22 protein-coding genes and 2 pseudogenes are annotated in these 20,018 nt (G+C 39.3%); 23 read left to right on the forward strand and 1 reads right to left on the reverse strand.

What is annotated here, in order from left to right; translation table 11 throughout:
- The first annotated feature begins 32 nt into the window (after positions 1–32).
- From AC3ANV_RS09165 to AC3ANV_RS09180, 4 genes are all read left to right on the forward strand, one after another.
- The gene (locus AC3ANV_RS09165) at positions 33–638 is read left to right on the forward strand and encodes a TerD family protein (RefSeq protein WP_488313312.1); all 606 of its coding nucleotides are present in this window, start codon (positions 33–35) and stop codon (positions 636–638) included.
- Positions 639–673: 35 nt separating this feature from the next.
- Entirely contained in the window at positions 674–1,252 is a 579-nt protein-coding gene (locus AC3ANV_RS09170; protein ID WP_488313313.1) for a TerD family protein, read from the forward strand.
- A 99-nt stretch (positions 1,253–1,351) separates the two neighbouring features.
- Positions 1,352–2,146 (forward strand): thymidylate synthase, encoded by a 795-nt coding sequence (locus AC3ANV_RS09175; RefSeq protein ID WP_488313314.1) that lies wholly within the window; start codon positions 1,352–1,354, stop codon positions 2,144–2,146.
- The gene (locus AC3ANV_RS09180) at positions 2,143–2,628 is read left to right on the forward strand and encodes a dihydrofolate reductase (RefSeq protein WP_488313315.1); all 486 of its coding nucleotides are present in this window, start codon (positions 2,143–2,145) and stop codon (positions 2,626–2,628) included. Before AC3ANV_RS09175 ends, AC3ANV_RS09180 begins: the two co-directional genes overlap by 4 nt.
- A gap of 30 nt (positions 2,629–2,658) precedes the next feature.
- On the opposite strand, the gene AC3ANV_RS09185 is transcribed toward AC3ANV_RS09180, so the two are convergent.
- On the reverse strand, positions 2,659–2,901 hold the full coding sequence (locus tag AC3ANV_RS09185; RefSeq protein ID WP_488313316.1) for a hypothetical protein: 243 nt from the start codon (positions 2,899–2,901) through the stop codon (positions 2,659–2,661).
- A 335-nt stretch (positions 2,902–3,236) separates the two neighbouring features.
- Between AC3ANV_RS09185 and tatA the strand changes: the two genes are divergently transcribed.
- The 19 genes and pseudogenes from tatA to AC3ANV_RS09280 all read left to right on the forward strand — a co-directional run bounded on the left by tatA (position 3,237) and on the right by AC3ANV_RS09280 (position 20,006).
- Complete coding sequence (gene tatA / locus AC3ANV_RS09190; protein WP_488313317.1) at positions 3,237–3,431, forward strand: twin-arginine translocase TatA/TatE family subunit; 195 nt, start codon at positions 3,237–3,239, stop codon at positions 3,429–3,431.
- 70 nt (positions 3,432–3,501) lie between these two features.
- The gene (tatC, locus tag AC3ANV_RS09195; protein WP_488313318.1) at positions 3,502–4,233 is read left to right on the forward strand and encodes a twin-arginine translocase subunit TatC; all 732 of its coding nucleotides are present in this window, start codon (positions 3,502–3,504) and stop codon (positions 4,231–4,233) included.
- A 231-nt stretch (positions 4,234–4,464) separates the two neighbouring features.
- Positions 4,465–5,536: pseudogene (locus tag AC3ANV_RS09200) on the forward strand (hydrogenase small subunit).
- A pseudogene (locus tag AC3ANV_RS09205) lies at positions 5,529–7,247 on the forward strand (nickel-dependent hydrogenase large subunit). Before AC3ANV_RS09200 ends, AC3ANV_RS09205 begins: the two co-directional pseudogenes overlap by 8 nt.
- A gap of 11 nt (positions 7,248–7,258) precedes the next feature.
- Complete coding sequence (gene cybH, locus AC3ANV_RS09210) at positions 7,259–8,050, forward strand: Ni/Fe-hydrogenase, b-type cytochrome subunit (RefSeq protein WP_488313319.1); 792 nt, start codon at positions 7,259–7,261, stop codon at positions 8,048–8,050.
- Entirely contained in the window at positions 8,043–8,522 is a 480-nt protein-coding gene (locus tag AC3ANV_RS09215) for a HyaD/HybD family hydrogenase maturation endopeptidase (protein ID WP_488313320.1), read from the forward strand. Before cybH ends, AC3ANV_RS09215 begins: the two co-directional genes overlap by 8 nt.
- The gene (locus tag AC3ANV_RS09220) at positions 8,519–8,950 is read left to right on the forward strand and encodes a hypothetical protein (RefSeq protein ID WP_488313321.1); all 432 of its coding nucleotides are present in this window, start codon (positions 8,519–8,521) and stop codon (positions 8,948–8,950) included. Before AC3ANV_RS09215 ends, AC3ANV_RS09220 begins: the two co-directional genes overlap by 4 nt.
- Positions 8,951–8,954: 4 nt before the next feature.
- On the forward strand, positions 8,955–9,311 hold the full coding sequence (locus tag AC3ANV_RS09225) for a hydrogenase maturation nickel metallochaperone HypA/HybF (RefSeq protein WP_488313322.1): 357 nt from the start codon (positions 8,955–8,957) through the stop codon (positions 9,309–9,311).
- A complete protein-coding gene (hypB, locus tag AC3ANV_RS09230) occupies positions 9,311–9,970 on the forward strand; it encodes a hydrogenase nickel incorporation protein HypB (protein ID WP_488314171.1) in 660 nt (219 codons plus the stop codon). Before AC3ANV_RS09225 ends, hypB begins: the two co-directional genes overlap by 1 nt.
- On the forward strand, positions 9,955–11,229 hold the full coding sequence (gene hypF, locus AC3ANV_RS09235; protein ID WP_488313323.1) for a carbamoyltransferase HypF: 1,275 nt from the start codon (positions 9,955–9,957) through the stop codon (positions 11,227–11,229). The genes hypB and hypF overlap by 16 nt, the downstream gene beginning before the upstream one ends.
- Positions 11,118–12,254 carry a Kae1-like domain-containing protein gene (locus AC3ANV_RS09240; protein WP_488313324.1) on the forward strand — a complete coding sequence of 379 codons (1,137 nt, stop codon included), beginning with the start codon at positions 11,118–11,120 and terminating at the stop codon, positions 12,252–12,254. The genes hypF and AC3ANV_RS09240 overlap by 112 nt, the downstream gene beginning before the upstream one ends.
- Positions 12,227–12,463, forward strand: coding sequence for a HypC/HybG/HupF family hydrogenase formation chaperone (locus AC3ANV_RS09245; RefSeq protein ID WP_488313325.1), 237 nt, complete (start codon positions 12,227–12,229; stop codon positions 12,461–12,463). Before AC3ANV_RS09240 ends, AC3ANV_RS09245 begins: the two co-directional genes overlap by 28 nt.
- Entirely contained in the window at positions 12,435–13,547 is a 1,113-nt protein-coding gene (gene hypD / locus AC3ANV_RS09250) for a hydrogenase formation protein HypD (RefSeq protein WP_488313326.1), read from the forward strand. The genes AC3ANV_RS09245 and hypD overlap by 29 nt, the downstream gene beginning before the upstream one ends.
- Positions 13,547–14,548 (forward strand): hydrogenase expression/formation protein HypE, encoded by a 1,002-nt coding sequence (gene hypE, locus AC3ANV_RS09255; protein WP_488313327.1) that lies wholly within the window; start codon positions 13,547–13,549, stop codon positions 14,546–14,548. The genes hypD and hypE overlap by 1 nt, the downstream gene beginning before the upstream one ends.
- A 200-nt stretch (positions 14,549–14,748) precedes the next feature.
- Entirely contained in the window at positions 14,749–15,000 is a 252-nt protein-coding gene (locus AC3ANV_RS09260; RefSeq protein WP_488314172.1) for a DUF2535 family protein, read from the forward strand.
- Positions 15,001–15,142: 142 nt separating this feature from the next.
- On the forward strand, positions 15,143–15,985 hold the full coding sequence (locus AC3ANV_RS09265; protein WP_488313328.1) for a DegV family protein: 843 nt from the start codon (positions 15,143–15,145) through the stop codon (positions 15,983–15,985).
- Between the two features lie 226 nt (positions 15,986–16,211).
- Positions 16,212–17,729 (forward strand): spore germination protein, encoded by a 1,518-nt coding sequence (locus AC3ANV_RS09270; RefSeq protein ID WP_488313329.1) that lies wholly within the window; start codon positions 16,212–16,214, stop codon positions 17,727–17,729.
- Between the two features lie 11 nt (positions 17,730–17,740).
- Positions 17,741–18,862 (forward strand): GerAB/ArcD/ProY family transporter, encoded by a 1,122-nt coding sequence (locus AC3ANV_RS09275; RefSeq protein ID WP_488313330.1) that lies wholly within the window; start codon positions 17,741–17,743, stop codon positions 18,860–18,862.
- A complete protein-coding gene (locus AC3ANV_RS09280) occupies positions 18,846–20,006 on the forward strand; it encodes a Ger(x)C family spore germination protein (protein ID WP_488313331.1) in 1,161 nt (386 codons plus the stop codon). Before AC3ANV_RS09275 ends, AC3ANV_RS09280 begins: the two co-directional genes overlap by 17 nt.
- The last annotated feature ends 12 nt before the right edge of the window (positions 20,007–20,018 follow it).

Consider the following 20,018-nt stretch of genomic DNA (forward strand, 5'->3'; position numbering starts at 1 on the left):
GATCTACTAATTTTCATAATGGGGTGAAAGATATGGCTATTAATTTGCAAAAAGGTCAAAGAGTAGATTTAACAAAAACAAATCCCGGACTTTCTAAAGTCTTAGTAGGGTTGGGATGGGATCCCGTTCAAAGCGGCGGCGGCTTATTCGGTTCTCTATTTGGCGGTGGCAGTAATGCTAACATTGATTGTGATGCATCCGTGATTATGCTAGGTGCAAATGATAAGCTTCAAAACAATAAAGATGTGGTCTATTTTGGTAACCTGGGAAGCAATGATGGCAGTGTACAGCATTCGGGAGACAATTTGACCGGTGACGGTGATGGAGATGACGAACAAATCACTGTGGATTTAAGCAAAGTTCCATCACATATCCAAAAGCTTGTTTTCGTTGTCAATATATATGATTGTGTGAAAAGAAAACAGCACTTTGGTATGATTCGAAATGCATTTATCAGAGTTGTCAACCCTAGCAACCAACAACCATTGCTCCACTACAATTTAACAGAGGACTATAGCGGTAAAACATCTCTTGTTGCGGGTGAAATATATCGCCATGGCAATGAATGGAAGTTTGCCGCAGTGGGCAACGGTACAAATGCTGCCGGCTTAAGTGAAGTAGTCCGATCTTATAGCTAATAGGATAAATAAAAGATCGTAATGGAGTGATATTCGTGGGTATCAACTTAGCAAAAGGGCAAAGAATTGATTTAACAAAAACCAACCCCGGTTTAACAAAAGTAATAGTCGGCCTTGGCTGGGATACGAACCGTTATCATGGGGGGTATGATTTTGATCTGGATGCATCAGCTTTCTTAACTGATGCAAACGGTAAGGTGATACAGGATTCTGATTTTGTTTTTTACAATAATTTAATCCATCCATCAGGCGGTGTCGAGCATACAGGAGATAACCGCACAGGCGAAGGCGATGGAGACGATGAACAAATAAAAATTAACTTCAGTAAGGTTCCATCACACGTTCATCGTATTGCTATCACCGTAACGATCCATGATGCAGAAGTAAGAAGCCAAAATTTCGGTCAAGTCTCAAATGCATTTGCCCGAGTGGTCGATGAAGACAATGACAGTGAAATTCTTAGGTTTGACCTTGGAGAGGACTTTTCAGTTGAGACAGCCGTCGTCATTTGCGAGCTCTACCGACATAATGGTGATTGGAAATTCAACGCAGTCGGCAGCGGTTTTGCCGGTGGACTAGCTGCTCTTTGCCGTAACTTTGGATTGGAAGTTTAGTATTTAATCAGGAGGGAGCTGCCGACGTGGCGGCTTTTTCTATTTTTTTAAGTATGTTAAAATAAAAAAATATGAATGGCAGACAAGGGAGTGGCATATTTGAAGCAGTATTTAGAATTATGTGAGCATGTCTTAAAAAACGGACATCTAAAGGGTGACCGTACAGGAACAGGGACGATTAGCACGTTTGGCTATCAAATGAGATTTAATTTAGACGAAGGATTTCCGCTATTAACCACAAAAAAGCTTCATATAAAATCGATTATTTATGAATTACTTTGGTTTTTAAAGGGAGAAACGAATGTTCGATATTTGCAGGAAAATGGCGTTCGCATTTGGAATGAATGGGCTAATGAATTTGGTGAATTGGGTCCTGTCTATGGACATCAATGGCGCTCTTGGACAGGTGCTGACGGAACAACGGTCGACCAAATCAGCGAATTAATTGAGCAAATTAAAACAAACCCAAACTCTAGAAGATTGCTTGTTAATGCTTGGAATGTAGCGGAAATTGATCAAATGGCATTGCCTCCGTGTCATTGCATGTTTCAATTTTATGTAGCAGATGGAAAATTGTCATGCCAGCTGTACCAGCGCTCTGCAGATGTATTTCTCGGTGTCCCATTTAATATTGCATCCTACGCATTGCTTACGTACATGATTGCGCAGGTTTGTGATTTAAAGCCAGGGGAGTTTATCCACACGTTTGGTGATGTTCATATTTATCAAAATCATCTAGAACAAGTGAAACTGCAAATGGCTAGAGAACCGCGGAACCTGCCCACTTTAAAAATAAATTCAAACGTAAAGGATATCTATTCTTTTCATTATGAAGATTTTACATTGGAAGGATATGATCCTCATCCACATATAAAAGGAGTGGTGAGCGTATGATCTCCTTTCTAGTGGCTATGGACGAAAACAGAATTATTGGTAAGGATAATCAATTGCCGTGGAGCTTACCTGAGGATTTAAAATATTTTAAACGGGTAACAATGGGACACCCCATTATCATGGGACGTAAAACGCATGAATCAATTGGACGTGTCTTACCGGGAAGAGAAAATATTGTCATTACTCGCCAATTGAATTACCAATCAGAGGGATGTACCGTTTTTTATTCTGTACAGGAATTAGTAAAGTATTGCCGCGAGCAGGATACTGAGGTGTTTGTTATAGGCGGTGCCGAAATTTTTAATGAAACGTTTACTTATGCGGACTGTCTTTATATTACCCTTATCCATGAAAGCTTTGATGGGGATACCTACTTTCCGGAATTTGATTTAAACGAATGGGAACTTACTTCCTCTGAAACAGGAATAAAAGATGAAAAAAATCCTTACGATTATGAATTCAGGATTTATAAAAGAAAATAAAAAACAAAAAGCATCAAACGATGCTTTTTGTTATTTTAAATAGAAACCATTTACTTCATATTCTGTTAACTTTTCAAGCATGCCTCTGAATTCCAGTGGATGGCAGAATTCTTCCTCACGAAAATGCGTTTTTACCCATTGTATTAACTCATTCGGGCTATTAAAGTACTCACCGCTTCTATCACTTTTGCGGATGGTATATCTTCCGTTGTCATCGTCAATGGTAATTTCAACCGGTAGAGCTCCATCAAAACTGAACAGTGAAAACTCCATCTTGATCACATCCAATTCATTCGCTAATTCGTTTTGAATAGTATATGTTGATATAATTCAATTTATATACGAATAAAGGTATAACTGTCTAAATATTTTAAAAGTTCTTATATTTGTTTGGAGATTGACTTCATTGGATGTTATTGATAAATTGTTATAGAGATTCATTAGTGTTTTTTTATGTTCTTTTTTCAAATGCTAAACATCACTATTACCTTAATAATTGATGGATATTGTGAACTTACTATGAATTCTTTACAATAATTAACCCAAATTGATTTTTCAATAATATAATCGAAGTAGAATTATACAACAATTAAAGGGGATGTAAATCCATGTTTTCAAATATCGGCGTACCGGGGTTAATATTAATTTTAACATTAGCACTAATCATTTTTGGGCCAAAGAAATTACCTGAAATCGGCCGTGCCTTCGGACAAACGTTAAAAGAATTTAAAAAATCAACTACCGAACTGACAGAAGATGTAATGAAGGACCTTGATGACGATAAGAAAAATGTGACTAAATAAGGTGTAAGATATCCTATCTTACGCCTTTTTTCTACTGCCGGAACACCTTTGACATCGGAAGGGGAAGTAAATGGAGGATAAAGAGTTACAATTAGTTGATCATTTAGAGGAATTGCGTAAAAGAATCATTATTACTGCACTTGCATTTGTAGTCTTTTTTATCATCGGATTTATTTATGTTGATAAAATCTACAAATGGTTTGTTGGAGATATGAAATTAGTGGTTCTTGGACCCAGTGATATTATCTGGATTTATTTTATGCTCGCAACCGTTGTTGCGGTCGCGGGAACCATTCCTGTTCTTGCATTGCAAATATGGCTGTTTGTTAAACCGGCTTTAAGACCGATTGAAAGAAAAGTTACTCTTTCCTATATTCCGGCACTTTTTTTCTTATTTTTGATTGGTCTATCGTTTGGCTATTTTGTTATCTTCCCAATGGTATTGAAATTCTTGGTAAATATCGGTGGAAATATGTTTGTCACCCACTTCACGGTAGACAGATACTTTAGTTTTATCATGAATATGACCATTCCGTTTGGAGTTTTATTTGAACTCCCGGTGCTTGTTATGTTCTTAACCTCACTAGGGATTATTAATCCTTTTGTATTAGCAAAAATACGAAAATATGCTTATTTTGTTCTGATTATCATCGCAGTGGTCATCACACCGCCGGACTTTATGTCAGACTTTGTTGTCACACTTCCGCTTTTACTGCTATATGAAATCAGTATTAATTTATCAAAAATTGTTTATCGAAAAAAAATAAAGAAACAATCGGAAGAAGAACTAGTCGAAGCATAAATGAAAAATTCAAAAAATGACCTTTAGGGACTCATTCCCTAGAGGTCTTTTTTTGTAATTTAAACGTGTTTATTCACATTACCACCATAATCAATAAAAAAAATGTAAAAACACAGTTAAGGATTCTTTGTGTACTTTTTTGGAAATTCAAGACTAAGGGCCTATTTCTATTCTACAATTACCTAGAAATCAAGTTTTTTTACTTATTTTCATGTTTTGGAGGGGAAGCGGATGAAGAGACAGAAGACCGTATATGAAGCCGCGATCGAACATGGATTTACGAGAAGGGACTTTCTGAAGATGTGTACCGCATTAGCTGCAACACTTGGGCTAGAGTTTACGCAGTCAGACAAAGTCGTTAAAGCCATGGAAACAAAAACAAGAGTACCGGTTGTATGGCTGCAATTTCAAGATTGCACAGGTTGTTCCGAATCGTTTATTCGATCATCACAACCAAAGACTGAAAGCGTTTTATTACAGATGATTTCTCTTGAATATTCCGAAGTGCTTTCGGCACCATCGGGTTTCCAAGTGGAAGCATCAATGAAACAGGTGTTAAAGGATTATAAAGGTGAATATGTCCTGGCCGTAGAAGGAAGCATTCCAAGTGAGGATTCCTTCTTAACAGTTGGAGGGAAATCAGCTAAAGATACTTTCCTTGAGATGGCTGCAGGAGCAAAAGCGATTATTGCATATGGATCTTGTTCTTCCTGGGGCGGAATAGCAGCGGCACACCCAAATCCAACAGGGGCAAAGCCGGTTACCGCCTTTGTAAAAGATATACCTACTATCCTTGTTCCGGGCTGTCCGCCGATTTCGGAAGTAATGACCGGCGTAATTGCGCATATTATTACGTTTGGAATTGGATCACTTTGCTCGTCCGAAAGCTTTTTACCGCCATCGAATTCATGATAAATGTAACCGCAGAGCCTATTTTGATGCGGGGTTGTTCGTTGAATCGTTTGATGATGAAGGAGCTAAACAAGGTTATTGTCTATACAAAGTGGGCTGTAAAGGTCCTACAACCTATAACTCCTGTGCAGAAATGTGCTGGAATGGGGGAGTAAGCTATCCGATTCAATCCGGGAACCCATGTATAGGCTGTTCGGAAAAAGACTTCTGGGATAATGCGCCATTTTATACAAGAAGAGCAGTCATCCCGGGAACACAAACAACCATTAATCCGGATAGTGTAGGATTGGCCGCAATTGGTGTAACAACTGCCGGTATTGCTGTTCATGCAGCAGGAACAGTAATCAAGAAGAAGAAAGATGATCAACGAGGTGTAGATGAGAATGAGTGAACGAATAGTTGTAGACCCGATTACAAGAATTGAAGGTCATCTTCGTGTTGAAGTAGATATAGATGAAAAAGGCGTTATTAAGGATGCATTTAGTTCCGGAACAGCTGTCCGTGGACTTGAACTGATCGTAAGAGATCGTGATCCGCGAGATGTTTGGGCCTATGTTCAAAGAATATGCGGTGTATGTACAACTGTTCATGCCCTTGCATCCATTCGTTCCGTTGAGGATGCTTTAAAAATTAAGATACCAAGAAATGCTCATTTAATTCGTGACATCATGAACGAAGCTCTGTTTGTACATGACCATGTAGTCCACTTCTATCATTTGCACGCATTAGACTGGGTTGACGTAGTTAGCGCATTAAAAGCTAATCCTGCTGAAACATAAAAAATTGCCCAATCGATTTCAAGCTGTCCGAAATCATCTCCCGGATATTTTACTGAAGTCCAAAACAAAGTGAAAAAGCTGGTTGAAAGCGGGCAACTGGGTATTTTTGCAAATGGCTATTGGGGACATAAAGCATATAAGCTTCTACCTGAACTCAATTTACTGGCTGTTGCTCACTATTTGGAAGCATTGGATTGGCAAAAGGAAATTGTGAAAATCCACACCATTTTCGGAGGCAAAAACCCGCATCCTCATTATGTAGTCGGTGGAATGGCTACTCCGCTCGATATTGACAGTGATAATGGTGTACATGCTGAAAGATTGATGCATGTTTCACAGTTGATCGATCAAGCAAGGGAATTTGTTACTCAAGTATATATTCCGGATTTATTTGCCATTGGCTCCTTCTACAAGGACTGGACATATGGCGGCGGTTTAAATAACTATCTATGCTATGGTGATTTCTCTACAGGAGATATCTATGATCCTAAGCTTTATCGGATGCCGAGAGGGAGTATCTTGAATGGGAATTTAAATGAGGTCTTGGACGTTGATTTGAAAAACCCTGAACATGTAAAAGAATTTATTGACCGCTCCTGGTATACCTATGATGGAAAACAAGGCGGAGGGAAGCCTCCATTTGAAGGAGAAACAACCTTTAATTACACCGGTCCAAAGGCACCGTTTAAAACTTTGGATACGGATAAGCAGTATAGCTGGCTAAAAGCGCCGCGTTGGAAAGAGCATCCAATGGAAACAGGCCCGCTTGCAAGGATGATTGTCGGCTATGCCGCAGGAAAAGAAGAGATTGTCCATATTGTGGATGATACCCTTAAAAAGCTTGGCCTTCCTATATCAGCATTGCAATCAGCTCTTGGCCGGACTGTTGCCCGCGGACTTGAAACCGTGTTAATATCCGGCTGGCTAAGAAATGATATGGATGAACTTCTTAAGAATGTAAAGAGCGGCAACCAAGTAACGTTTGATCGTTCAAAATGGGAACCGGGCACCTGGCCGAAGAGTGCAAAAGGTGTAGGCTGGATGGAAGCGCCAAGAGGGGCACTCGGACATTGGATTGATATTGAAGATGGAAAAACGAAAAACTATCAAGCCATTGTTCCATCAACATGGAATGCTTCATCACGCGACCATAACAACAAAATTGGCGCCTATGAGGCTGCTCTAAAGGGAACCCCAATGGTAAATAAGAAACAACCGCTTGAAATTATGCGAATTATCCATTCTTTTGACCCTTGTCTTGCTTGTGCTGTTCACTTAACTGATTTGGAAACCAATCAAACAACGGAAATCCGTTTAGGTTAGGAGTGGGACAAATGGCTGCGCCAAACTTACCGACTGAATGTCCGAAACCGGTACCTGATAAACCGGCGGTCAACAGCGAAGTATCGTTTCACCCGGAAAGACCGATTGTTTTTAACCCGCTTAATGATGGTGTAAAAGTTTATGTTTGGCAATTACCGGTTAGGATTTTCCACTGGGTGAATATGTTGGCAATCTTTCTATTAATGGGAACCGGGATTTATATTGGAAAACCGTTTGCTGCGGCAATTATTCCTGAAGAGGCCTATTATTCCAATCTAATGGGCTGGATGAGATACATTCACTTTTTTGCAGCTTTTCTGTTTACCGCCAATCTTTTGTTCCGTCTGTACTGGGTATTAAAAGGAAATAAGTTTGCAACATCGAATCCATTCCGAGGAATTTTTTGGAAAGAGATTTTCGAAACCGTCAAATTCTATTTATTTTTGAAAAATAAAAAACCTCATTATATCGGTCATAACCCGTTAGCACAGTTAAGCTATTGGATTTTTATCGGCCTTGGATCATTGATCGTGATGCTGACAGGATTCTATATGTACTTTGAACCGCAGCAGGATTCCTTCTGGGCAAAACTGTTTGGCTTGGTACCCTACCTGTTCGGAGGAGATAGCTACACGCTTCGTTCCTGGCATCATCTTGCTGCCTGGGGCTTTATGCTCTTTATCGTCATTCATGTATACATGGCCTTCCGGGACGATTATCTTGAACGGAATGGATCTGTGTCATCAATGATTACAGGATATAAAACAGAGCCAAAAAAGGTTGTAGGTGGCAAACATGAGTAACAAACAAAAAATCACCATTTTAGGTATTGGCAACACTCTCTTTTCAGATGAGGGTGTTGGCATTCACCTTTTACCGATATTGGAAAATGCATTAAAAGACTATGAAAATATTGAGATAATTGAGGGCTTGACTGACGGCATGAGATTACTTGGACCTGTTGAGGATGCGGAAAACCTTATTATTATTGATGCAATTAATGCAGGTAAGGAAGGCGGGACGATTATCGCATTGGAAGGAGAAGAAATTCCTGCTTATTTCGGGGTCAAAATGTCCATTCACCAGCTGGGGTTCCAGGAAGTATTATTTGCAGCAAAAATGAGGGAGCGCTACCCTAAGCAGATTATGATGTTTGGTATGCAGCCAACCTCGCTGGAATTAGGGGTCGGGTTAACGGACACCAATCGGAAAAAGTTGGGTGACCTTGCGAAAGCAGTGATAAACCAAGTGATTTATTGGAGATCTGTGTCATGAGACGGCTCGATTTTTTGAAAGAATTAGGCAATAGTTTGTTCGAGACAGTTAAAGCAGTCTATGAACCTTTTATTAAAGAGGACATAGAAAAGGTGGAAGATGTTGCTGATATGGCACTCGGTATCACCTGGCATCCATTAATGAAAAAAACAGAGGCTTCAGCAGAACTGGAAATGAAATTTATTAGAGGAAAACCAATTATAGTGGCACGTTATGGATCGAACATGCAGGTAATGGATGGAGTATGTCCTGAATGTTCGAATATTATTATTCTAACAACACTATATTTAAGTGGCAAATGTTTGAATTGTGAGAAAGAATACAATTTTATAACACAAACAGGTAATTTTCAGCCTGAGCCATTAAGGTTGAAATTAAAGGATGAGATGTATTATATCGGGTTATCAACGGCAGAAAAAAGCGGGTGATTGTATGCATGAAATGTCATTAATGGGGGATATACTTCAGCTGGTTCATGAGGATGCAGCAGCAAGAGGTGTCGAAAAAATTGAAAAAATTGAGTTAATAGTTGGTGAAATTTCAAATGCAATGCCGGAAGCATTACATATGGCTTTTGATATTTTTCGTGATCAAAATTTGCATTTTTTTACGGTAAACGCCCAATTAATCATTCATTTAGAAGAAGCGAAGGCCTTATGTGTCCTGTGCGGGATTGAATACCTGCCCGATCAAAAAATTGCGCTCTGTCCAAGCTGTAAGGTCCCATCCGGCAAGGTATTGAAAGGGGAAACATTTCAGGTATTATCATACGAAGGGAGTAATCGATGATGAAAGTAACTTTAAGAACAGATGTATTAACTAACAATAATAAGGCTGCAGAGTTCAATAGAGAGCTTTTCGAAAGCACGAAAACTTTGGTGATTAACCTAATGAGTTCTCCTGGCGCAGGAAAAACCACCCTATTAGAGGAAACAGTCAGGGCCTTATCCGAAAAATATCGGATAGCCGTTATTGAAGGAGACTTGGCGACGGAAAGGGATGCTGACCGGATTCGGGCAATGGGAGCAAAAGCTGTTCAGATTAACACACATGGCGGTTGCCATCTTGATGCAAGAATGGTTGCAGCTGCATTAGCTGAATTTGATTTTGATAATATTGATTTATTGTTTATTGAAAATGTCGGCAACCTCGTCTGTCCTTCCGGATACGACCTTGGACAGCAGCATAAAGTTGCCGTCCTAAGTATACCTGAAGGTAATGATAAGATTCCAAAATATCCGCAAATGTTTATGCGAACCGAACTTGTTCTGTTAAATAAAATTGATTTGCTCCCATACCTTGATTTTAATGTGGAAGAGGCTCGAAAGGATCTATCGCAAATTAATCCGCTCTCAACATTACTGCCGCTTTCAGCACGAACGCAGGAAGGGCTCCATGAATGGTTTTCCTGGGTTGAAGGGGCCTGCAAAAAATGCTTACAGCTGTAAAAATTGCAGTAAGAGGCAGGGTACAGGGAGTCGGATTTCGTCCGTTTGTCTTTCAGCTAGCTGATATTCACGGATTAAATGGTACTGTCCAAAATAATATGGACGGAGTCAAAATTCACCTGGAAGGGGAATCGGAGCAGGTTCAGGCCTTTCTATCAGACTTGAAAAATAAGGCACCGCGACTTTCGAAAATCAATGAGATTCTTGTTCATGAAACAGATATTCAGGGGTTAGTGAACTTTACCATTATTGCCAGTGAACGGATCGGCACATCGCTGCTTGTCATTCCGATTGATTCAGCCGTTTGTGATGATTGTCTGAATGAGATGAATGATCCCGGTGATTTTCGCTACCATTATCCGTTTATCAACTGTACGCAATGCGGTCCGCGATACACGATCATTAAAGAATTGCCATATGACAGATCTTATACATCGATGAATACCTTTCCGATGTGTGAGGACTGCCGGAGGGAATATGAAGACCCTGTAAATTGGAGGCATCATGCTCAACCGATTGCGTGTCCAAAATGCGGACCGCAAGTCCGCTTGCTTGATATTAACAATTTAGAAGTAGCTTATGAGAATCCGATAGAAGAAACAATTAAGCTATTAAAAGCAGGGGAAATCGTTGCCATTAAAGGGCTTGGCGATTATCACATTTGCTGTAGTGCCGGCAATCCACAAGCGGTCACTACCTTAAGAAAAAGAAAAAAACGGCCTATAAGGCCGCTAGCTGTTATGGCAGCTTCCATTTTAGCAGCTGAACAAATTGCTATCGTTAATCGTGCCGAGAGAGAGCTGTTAAAAAGCCCTGAATCACCAATCGTAGTGCTGAAAAAACTGGAACGGTCCCGGCTTGCAGCAAATGTGGCTCCCGGTATGAACACAATCGGTGTGATGCTTCCATATACACCGCTCCATCATTTACTATTAGCGGACCCAGAGCTTCCGTGCCTTGTGATGACAAGTGCCAATCCTTCAGGAATGCCGATTTTATATAATGACGACGAAGCTTTTCACTATCTGAATGGAATTGCTGATTATTACCTGGTTCATAACCGTGAGATTCTACATCCGGTAGATGATTCGGTAATACAAATCAATACCGGGAAGGAAGATCAAGGGGATATGTCCCCGATCCTTTTATGGCAGATGCGGATGTCACAGGTATTATTGCTTTTGGCGGTCAGCAAAAAACAACCTTTACGATTGGGCGAAATGAACAGTTTTTTGTCGGACCGTATATTGGTGATTTAGAAAATATAGAAACCATCAATCATTATCAGCATGAATTGGAGCATCTTTTAAAATGGATTGATACTCCAAAATCTGTGGCAGTCATTGATGCTCACCCGGACTATCATGTTCGGAAACTAGTAAAAGAATACAAATTTACTGAAGTCATTGAAGTTCAGCATCACCATGCCCATATGGCTGCCTGTATGGATGAACATCGGATTTCCGGTAAAGCATTTGGAATTATATTGGATGGAACAGGCTATGGCCTTGACGGTAATATTTGGGGCTTTGAAGTCTTCCATGGAGATGCGCTCGAATTTGAACGCATGGCCCATTTGCACTATACCCCCCTTCCCGGAAGTGAAAAATGCATACAGGAACCATGGCGAAATGCGACTGCGATGCTTATTTCACTGCACGGTGAACAAGGAGTAGTACTGGCTAAAACCATATTTGCTGATAAAGCTTCTGAGATTGAAATTATAAAAATAATGATTGAAAAAAAGATTAATACTGTCTATGCAGGAACATGCGGCAGGCTGTTCGATGCGGTAAGTGCTTTATGTGGTGTAACAAAAGTGTCCAGTTATAACGGGGAGGCATCAATTCAATTGGCGGAACTTGTCGATGAACAAGTCATTTTTGAGCCATACGCCTTTGATGTAAATGATAGGGATAATCTTTTAACAATTGATTTCTCTATCATGATTAAAGAGATTGCGGCAGAGGTTGCAGCAGGTAAAAATGCAGTGAAAATAGCCGGCCGCTTTCATGAGACGATAGTACAGGCAATTATAGCATCGATGGAACAAATACAAACTTTTATTCCTGATGCCCGGAAGTCAGTTGTTTTATCGGGAGGAAGCTTCCATAATCGTTATTTGAGAAAAAGAATAACGGACGAATTAGCAAAAAGAAAGTTTACCGTTTATGTACCTGAAAAGGTTCCATGCAATGACGGGGGATTATCATACGGGCAGTTAGTGGTTGCGGCTGCAAAAAGGAGGGCTAAAAAATGTGCGTTGGCGTACCAGCAAAGGTAGTAAAAAAAATGGAATATAGTGCCGTTGTCGATGTGATGGGCTCACAAACCACGGTGGGAACCATTTTTGTCCCGGAAGTAGAGCTTGGGGATTATGTCATTGTTCATGCAGGTCAGGCTATAAGTATTGTCGTTGAAGCCTATGCAAGAGAAAGTGTTGCAGAATGGAGGAAGCTGATTCATGCTCGAAACTCTGAAACAGTCAACTAATCCGGAAATTTGCTGGCCTATGGTAGAAGCTGTAATTGAAAAAGCAAAAGAATTTCAGCAAAAATTCGGACGTAAGCCTGCCTTTATGGAGGTTTGCGGCTCACATACAATGTCGCTGGCAAGAACGGGTGTGAAGCAATGCTTGAAGGATGAGGTGAACCTTATTTCAGGGCCGGGATGCCCTGTTTGTGTAACGGATCAACATTCGATAGATGCAATGATTGCCTTGGCTGAAGCTGAAAATCGGATCATTTGTACCTTTGGCGATATGATGAGGGTACCCGGGTCCACCAAAACCTTGCTCGATTCAAAAATTACCGGAAAAGATATTCGAGTGTTATACGCCCCTGTTGACGCCGTTAAGGTCGCGAAAGAAAATCCTGACAAAGAAGTCATCTTTCTAGGTATTGGCTTCGAAACAACCATTCCAATCCTGACCCTTATGGTTGGAGAAGCTGAGAAACTCGATATAAAAAACTTTTCAATTTGGATGACAACGAAGCTCGTCGAACCTGTCCTTCGTTATTTATTGGATGCCGGCGAAGTCCATCTGGACGGATTTTTACTTCCCGGTCATGTCTCGATAGTATTGGGTGAAGATTCCTATAAGTATTTAGTTGATGAATATAAGATTTCCGGTGTTATCACCGGATTTGAAACAGCAGAATTGCTCTCAGGGATCTACAAATCGATTGATCTGGCATTAAACGGGCAGGTCGTCATTGTTAATAATCATCCTTCTATAGTCACTAAAACAGGAAATCAGGTCATCCATCGGTGGATGGATAACTATTTGATCCCATGTGATGAAGCATGGCGCGGGATTGGTGTGATTCCGGGCAGCGGCCTGGATTTAAAACCGGCGTATGACCGGTTTAATGCGAAGAAAAGGTTTACGGTGGAAGTCACTGAGCCAAGGAAAACAAAGTGTCGCTGCGGCGAAGTTATCAGAGGGTTGATTTCCCCGGAGGAATGCTCACTGTTCGGTAAAGCCTGTCACCCGATGAATCCGATTGGCCCGTGTATGGTATCGGCGGAAGGCAGCTGTTCGGCTTACTATCAATACATGAGGGAGAGCTTTTAATGGATCAGTATATCAGCTTAGCACATGGTGATGGCGGCGAATTAAGCCATCGGTTAATTCTCGATGTGTTTATTGAAGCATTTGATGATGGTAATTCAGCCTTATTTGATGCAGCTGCGTTAACGATTCCAGGCGGCCAAATTGCTGTTACAACGGACTCATTTGTGATTAAACCTATCTTTTTCCCCGGGGGCTCAATTGGAAAATTAGCTATAGCAGGTACAGTCAACGACTTGGCTGTCAGCGGCGCCAAGCCCGTATACTTAACATGCGGATTTGTGATTGAAGAAGGCTTTCCAATTTCAGACTTAAAGAAAATTGTGACGGATATGGCAAATGAAGCAAGAAAAACTGGAGTTACCATCGTCGCCGGGGATACGAAAGTGGTGGAACGAGGCAGTGCCGATGGTGTCTACATTAATACGACCGGAATTGGAATCTATGAGCCAAAGGTCTGCTGCAGTCTTGAGTTTGAAGAGGGAGATGCCATCATTGTATCAGGCACAATTGGCGATCATGGAATAGCCGTTCTTGCAGCCAGAGGAGAGTTAGGGATTACAGTACCAATAACAAGCGATTGTGCTTCTTTAAATCGTATGTTAGGTCAAGTTCTTCACCAAACAAAAGGAGTGCGGATCATGCGTGATCCAACAAGGGGAGGACTTGCAACGACCCTTGTGGAAATTGCTGAAGATTTTCAGTTAACGATGAAAATCAATGAACTCGATCTTCCCGTCAAAGAAGAGGTTCATGGTGTTTGTGATCTTTTAGGCTTTGATCCGCTTTACCTGGCTAACGAAGGAAAAGCGATTATCATCGTTGCCGATAAAGAAAAAGAAAAAGTGATTGGCATTTTACGAGAATTTTCGGAAGGCTGGGCTGCCGTTATCATTGGCTCTATCATTGGGAAACAAAAAGGCCGGCTGTTATTAGAAACGCCGCTTGGATCTAAACGATTACTTACAAGATTATCGGGGACGATGTTTCCGAGAATCTGTTAAAAAGTAGAGGCTGACTCAAAGCATTTGACTGGAAAACAGGTCAATCCGATTGGCCTGTTTTTTTATTTCTCTAGGATATTTTCTGAATTTTTTCTGTGAAAAATTTATAAATATTTTTTTGATACAGGCATAATTAGACACATTTCGAGGTGTAGGTGATGTATAATATTATCAAACGGGTGAAAAAGAGGATTGATATTTTGTTATTCAAAAGCCTAGAGTTCAAAAATGATGTTGGACAGAAGGTTAAAGTCATGGATATTCCTGTATTGGAGGAAGATAGCACTTATAAATTTATGATCCAAGTCCGTTTGCAGACGTTTGTAACGTCCATTTATGGGGAGCGAAGCCCGAAAAAATGCTACTCCTTTAAAGACTATTTGAAAAAGGTCATGAAATGGCCGGATTATGAACAGCTATTTAAAGTTGGAGAATTAAAGAATAATGCGTAAATCTTTTATGAGCATCGGGAAACCGATGCTCTTTTATTGTTATTAAAAATGATATATATGTATCATGAAAAGAGAGGATTATATTTCCTTCACTAGGTGAAACATGTATAATTCAAGGAAGTATTGGTAGGGATGTGAAGGAATGAGCAAAATTAAAATTGTTACTGATTCAACATTGGACATGTCTCAAGAAATGATTCAAAAATTAGACATTGTTGTTGTGCCATTGTCCGTGACGATAAATGGAGAAACGTATTTAGACCGGGTGGAATTAGATCCGGCCGAATTTATTGTAAATATGAGGAAATCACCCGAATTGCCAAAAAGTTCCCAACCATCAGCCGGTTCCTTCCTGGAAGTGTATGACCGCCTTGGAGAAGAAGGGTACGAAGTATTGTCCATTCATATGACCGGTAAAATGAGTGGAACCGTTCGATCTGCTGAGAGTGCTGCCCATATGACGAAAACGAAAGTAACCGTTATTGATTCAAGTTTTATTTCTAAAGCCCTTGCCTTTCAAGTTAAAGAAGCTTCAGAATTGGCGAAACAAGGTAAAAGCATGGAAGATATCCTTGAACGTTTAGACACTGTCCGCAATCATACGAAATTGTATATTATGGTGGATACATTAGAGAACCTTGTAAAGGGGGGACGAATCGGAAAAGGAAAAGCATTTATCGGCTCGCTTTTAAACATTAAACCAATTGCCTCCCTTGAAGGGGCTGAATATACTCCTGTAACAAAGGTACGCAGCCATTCTCAGGTAGTAAAATTTTTTACAAAACAATTTGCGGAAGATATAAAGGGAAAAACGATTCGCGGTGTCGGAATCGTCCACGCAGAAGCATATGAGCTTTCTTTAAAAATTAAAGAAAGTATTATCGATTTAACAGGATACGAGGATATCGAGATTGATTATACTGGCCCAACGGTCAGTACCCACACAGGACCGGGTGCCCTTGCCTTAATGTATTATTTTGAATAAAATCATGAACCACTTAACTAAAGGCTGACTCAAATTGAGTCAGCCTTATCTTTTTGTATTTTCATACTTAACAGTAGATTCCTATTAATAATATAGATAATTATTGAGAAATTTGCCTAATTATTAAGGAATTATACATAAATATGGGAGCCAACCGTTTTTATTTTGGGTAAAATTTGTCTCTTCTGGTAATGATAAAAAAAACGAAATCCTGAAGGTGTTGCCTTTGTTCAAGCGAAAATCAGGAATAAACCAAAACGAAGAGCAGAAAGCACATAGCTTGAAAATCGAGGAATTAAAGGAACAATTAAAAACAGTTCTGAATGCAAGTTCCGATTTGAATTTCAGGACCTTGAAAAAGGACGAAAAGAGAATCCTGTTCAGTTTCCTTGCTAGTGTAATCGATAAAAATGCAATAGATGATTTTGTTATAAGAACCATTCAAAATCACGATGAAGTGGATTGGAGTATTGAAAATCTTGTTCAAATACTTCCGATAGCCCAACTATCAGCTGCGAATCAATTGCAAGAGATAACCTCCTCATTAATAGAAGGCAATGTTTATATTTATGTTGAAGGTGATCCATGCGGACTTCTTGCAAATGTTAGTAAAACTGTTGAAAGGTCATTGGAAAAGGCAGAAACGGAATCCCTCGTTTATGGGCCTAAAATTTCTTTCACTGAATCACTTAATAGCAATTTAAATATTCTTAGAAACAATATTAAAGACTCCAATTTGTGTATGGAGGATGTAGTTATTGGAAAGAGGGGAAAAGCGAAAGGTAAAATCGTTTATATTAAAGATATTGCTGATGAAGAAAACGTGAATACGTTTAGACAAAGAATAAATGATTTAAAGGTCGATCAAATTGCGGACACCACCGTCCTTGGTCAATTGGTAGAAAGTAATAGTTGGACCGTATTTCCCCAATTGATGACAACGGAATTACCTGACAGGGTTACCGGTGCTTTATTGAAGGGGAAGGTCGCTGTCCTTATGGACCGGAGTCCGGACGCCTTATACGGTCCAACCCCTTTTTTTAGCTTTTTTGAAACAACCGAAGATGTTTATATGCGTTGGAATATGGGTTTTTTCTTACGGATGCTGCGGTTATCGGCCATTTTTTTATCTGTATTACTTACCCCTGCCTATGTTGCTGTTGTAACGTATCATTATGAAGTAATACCTTCTCCTTTGCTCGTCACATTAGGTCAATCAAGGTCAAATGTCCCGTTTCCGCCGGTTTTTGAAGCACTTCTACTAGAGTTTATTATTGAACTATTAAGAGAAGCCGGTGCGAGGCTTCCTACGAAAGTCGGTCAGACGATGGGTATCGTAGGCGGTATTGTAATTGGCCAAGCTGCTGTTGATGCCGGTTTTACTAGCAACATCTTAATTATTATCATTGCCCTTAGTGCTCTTGGATCATTTACTTCTCCCAGCTACATAATGGGGACGGCAATACGTATCATCCGATTTCCAATTATCATTCTGGCAGGAATCTGGGGAGGAATCGGAATCATGATTGCATTCTGCTTCTTCCTGATTCACCTCTTAAAACTAGAAACATTGGGTGGCCCTTATTTTATGCCTGTCTATCCTATAAGATTAAAAGATTTAGGATACAGTGTATTCCGATTTCCATTGCAATACCTATCATTTCGGCCTGAAACAAACCGCCCGACTGATGAGCATAGATATCCTGTTCAACAATCAAAAGAAAAAAAGGATGTAGATGAATAGGAGCGATTATTATGAAGGTGAATTTACATCCTAAGGAAGGATTATTATTTAATACTTTTCTTATCATGTTTATTATTCATAAAACACAAACAGGTGTTGGGATTGTAGGGCTGCCACGTATCGTTTATTTATATGCAAAGCATGATGCTTGGATCTCCGTCTTTTTAGCAGGTATATCCACAGGCGTAGTTTTATGTTTCATAATCTTAATGCTAAATCAATATGATAGTGCCGATTTATATGGAATTCACTTTGACGTATTCGGGAAAATAATTGGTAATGCGCTCAATATTGTCTATATGCTATACATGTGTGCTACATTTTTTGTGATTTTGATGAATTACATCGAAATTGTCCAAGTATGGATTTTCCCAGATTTACCAACCTGGCAAATAGCCATGGTTTTGATATTATTATCTGTTTATGCAGTTCTAGGAGGAATCCGGGTCATAGTCGGTTTTACTTTCCTAGCCGTTATAGGAACACTTTGGCTTGTTTTTTTGTTATTGATACCTGTGAAATATTCCGATCCTACACATTTGTTTCCAATCTGGACTGTTGATTTAAAACATCTTGTCACAGGAATGTATAAATCCTCGCTTTCCATGATGGGATTTGAAGTGATAATGTTCATATATCCATATGTGAAAAATAAAAAGAAAATTTTTCTATTTGCCCAAATAGGCAATCTTTATACGACAGTCCTTTTTACAATCGTGACAATCATTACTACTACTTTTTTTGCTGAAGAAAGCCTGGCTCGAACGATTTGGCCTGTATTATCAATGTTCAAAATTATTCGACTGCCAAACCTTGAAAGGTTTGAATTTATTGCCGTGTCATTTTGGATGCTTATTGTTTTGCCCAATATGTGCACCTATTTGTGGGCAGCATCAAAAGGATTTTCGAGGGTAATGAATCGAAAACAAAAAAAAGGAATTTGGATTATTGTACTCCTTGTGTGGGGAGGGACATTTTTTATTAAAGCTAGATATCAAATGAATGAAATGACAGATATCATCGCTAAAATTGGTTTTTTTGCTGCCTTCTGCTACCCTGTTTTGCTCTCCATTATTGTTTTGGTGAAAAAAAAGTTTATGAGGAGGAAAAAAGCAAGTGTGCAGGCTTCTTAAATGGACTATATCTGTAATTCTTATCTTATCTATGGTTATAATTGCAGGTTGTGTTCAACGAAAACAATTGGAGGAACTTGGCCTTATAACAGCTGTTGGTTACGACATGGAGAAGCAAAATCGAATTAAAGGAACAATTGTCGTCCATAAATTTGATCCGGTGGCGCAAAACATGACAAAAGTGATAACAGATACAGCTAGAACAGGCAGGGGACTAAGGCAGGTGCAAAATCTGGAATCCAATCAAAAACTAGTCACAGGTCAGCTTCGTGCCGTTGTTTACAGTAGAAAACTGGCAAAAAAAGGAATTATTCAGCTTGTAGATGCATTAAACAGGGATGCAACGGTCGGAAACATGGTCTATTTAACTGTTGCAGAAGGTACAGCTTCTTCAATTATGAAAATTGATTTAAAAAATCCTTCAACAATCAACCTTGGAACCTACTTGTATAATTTAATAAAACAAAATGTAGAGGGGGAACAGATTTTATCTCCCACACTTCAAGAATTTAATCACTATTTTTATGATATTGGTAAAGACCCTGTTCTTCCAATACTAAAAGTCAAAGGAAAAGATGTCATTATTTCAGGTATGGCTCTTTTTAAGGATGATCAGATGATAGAGGAACTAAAACCCGAAGAATTATTCTATTTAAAAATTCTTATTGATAAGTATAAAGCAGGAACTCAGGAAATTGGTTTTAATCGCAACCGTTTTAAAAAGATCATTTTAAAATATAGTGAGCATAAACAAAGAAAGGTTTACAATAAATTATTTATTTCTATTGATAATATTCGAAGTAAATCAAAGATTAAATTATTAGATGAAAAAAATCTCCGTTTTAAAATCGATGTTAATTTAGACTCAAGGTTAATGGAAACAACCGAACCTTTAGATTTTGGAAATCCCGCTGCAATAAAGTTGATTGAAAGGGAAATAAATAAAGCAGTAAAAAAGAATATTGAGGAATTAATTTATCGTCTGCAGAAAATAGATGCTGATCCAATTGGCTTTGGAAATGAATACGAAGCTCATAAAAGGGGAAATCGCATTTCTAAAGGTGAATGGAGAAAAAAATATAAACACGCTACTTTTGATGTAGAGGTGAAAAACACAATCGTCCGAACAGGGGTCATTGATTAGAAATCCCTTTAC

The sequence above is a fragment of the Neobacillus sp. DFD-2R genome (genome assembly GCF_057747865.1).

Coding starts and splice junctions, on each gene's coding strand:
- AC3ANV_RS09165 (WP_488313312.1), top strand. CDS start 33: ATGGCTATTAATTTGCAAAAAGGTCAAAGAGTAGATTTAACAAAAACA.
- cybH (WP_488313319.1), top strand. CDS start 7,259: ATGGCTGCGCCAAACTTACCGACTGAATGTCCGAAACCGGTACCTGAT.
- AC3ANV_RS09185 (WP_488313316.1), bottom strand. CDS start 2,901: ATGGAGTTTTCACTGTTCAGTTTTGATGGAGCTCTACCGGTTGAAATT.
- AC3ANV_RS09215 (WP_488313320.1), top strand. CDS start 8,043: ATGAGTAACAAACAAAAAATCACCATTTTAGGTATTGGCAACACTCTC.
- tatA (WP_488313317.1), top strand. CDS start 3,237: ATGTTTTCAAATATCGGCGTACCGGGGTTAATATTAATTTTAACATTA.
- hypB (WP_488314171.1), top strand. CDS start 9,311: ATGAAAGTAACTTTAAGAACAGATGTATTAACTAACAATAATAAGGCT.
- hypF (WP_488313323.1), top strand. CDS start 9,955: ATGCTTACAGCTGTAAAAATTGCAGTAAGAGGCAGGGTACAGGGAGTC.
- AC3ANV_RS09220 (WP_488313321.1), top strand. CDS start 8,519: ATGAGACGGCTCGATTTTTTGAAAGAATTAGGCAATAGTTTGTTCGAG.
- AC3ANV_RS09180 (WP_488313315.1), top strand. CDS start 2,143: ATGATCTCCTTTCTAGTGGCTATGGACGAAAACAGAATTATTGGTAAG.
- AC3ANV_RS09265 (WP_488313328.1), top strand. CDS start 15,143: ATGAGCAAAATTAAAATTGTTACTGATTCAACATTGGACATGTCTCAA.
- AC3ANV_RS09240 (WP_488313324.1), top strand. CDS start 11,118: ATGGCAGATGCGGATGTCACAGGTATTATTGCTTTTGGCGGTCAGCAA.
- hypD (WP_488313326.1), top strand. CDS start 12,435: ATGCTCGAAACTCTGAAACAGTCAACTAATCCGGAAATTTGCTGGCCT.
- tatC (WP_488313318.1), top strand. CDS start 3,502: ATGGAGGATAAAGAGTTACAATTAGTTGATCATTTAGAGGAATTGCGT.
- hypE (WP_488313327.1), top strand. CDS start 13,547: ATGGATCAGTATATCAGCTTAGCACATGGTGATGGCGGCGAATTAAGC.
- AC3ANV_RS09225 (WP_488313322.1), top strand. CDS start 8,955: ATGCATGAAATGTCATTAATGGGGGATATACTTCAGCTGGTTCATGAG.
- AC3ANV_RS09275 (WP_488313330.1), top strand. CDS start 17,741: ATGAAGGTGAATTTACATCCTAAGGAAGGATTATTATTTAATACTTTT.
- AC3ANV_RS09245 (WP_488313325.1), top strand. CDS start 12,227: ATGTGCGTTGGCGTACCAGCAAAGGTAGTAAAAAAAATGGAATATAGT.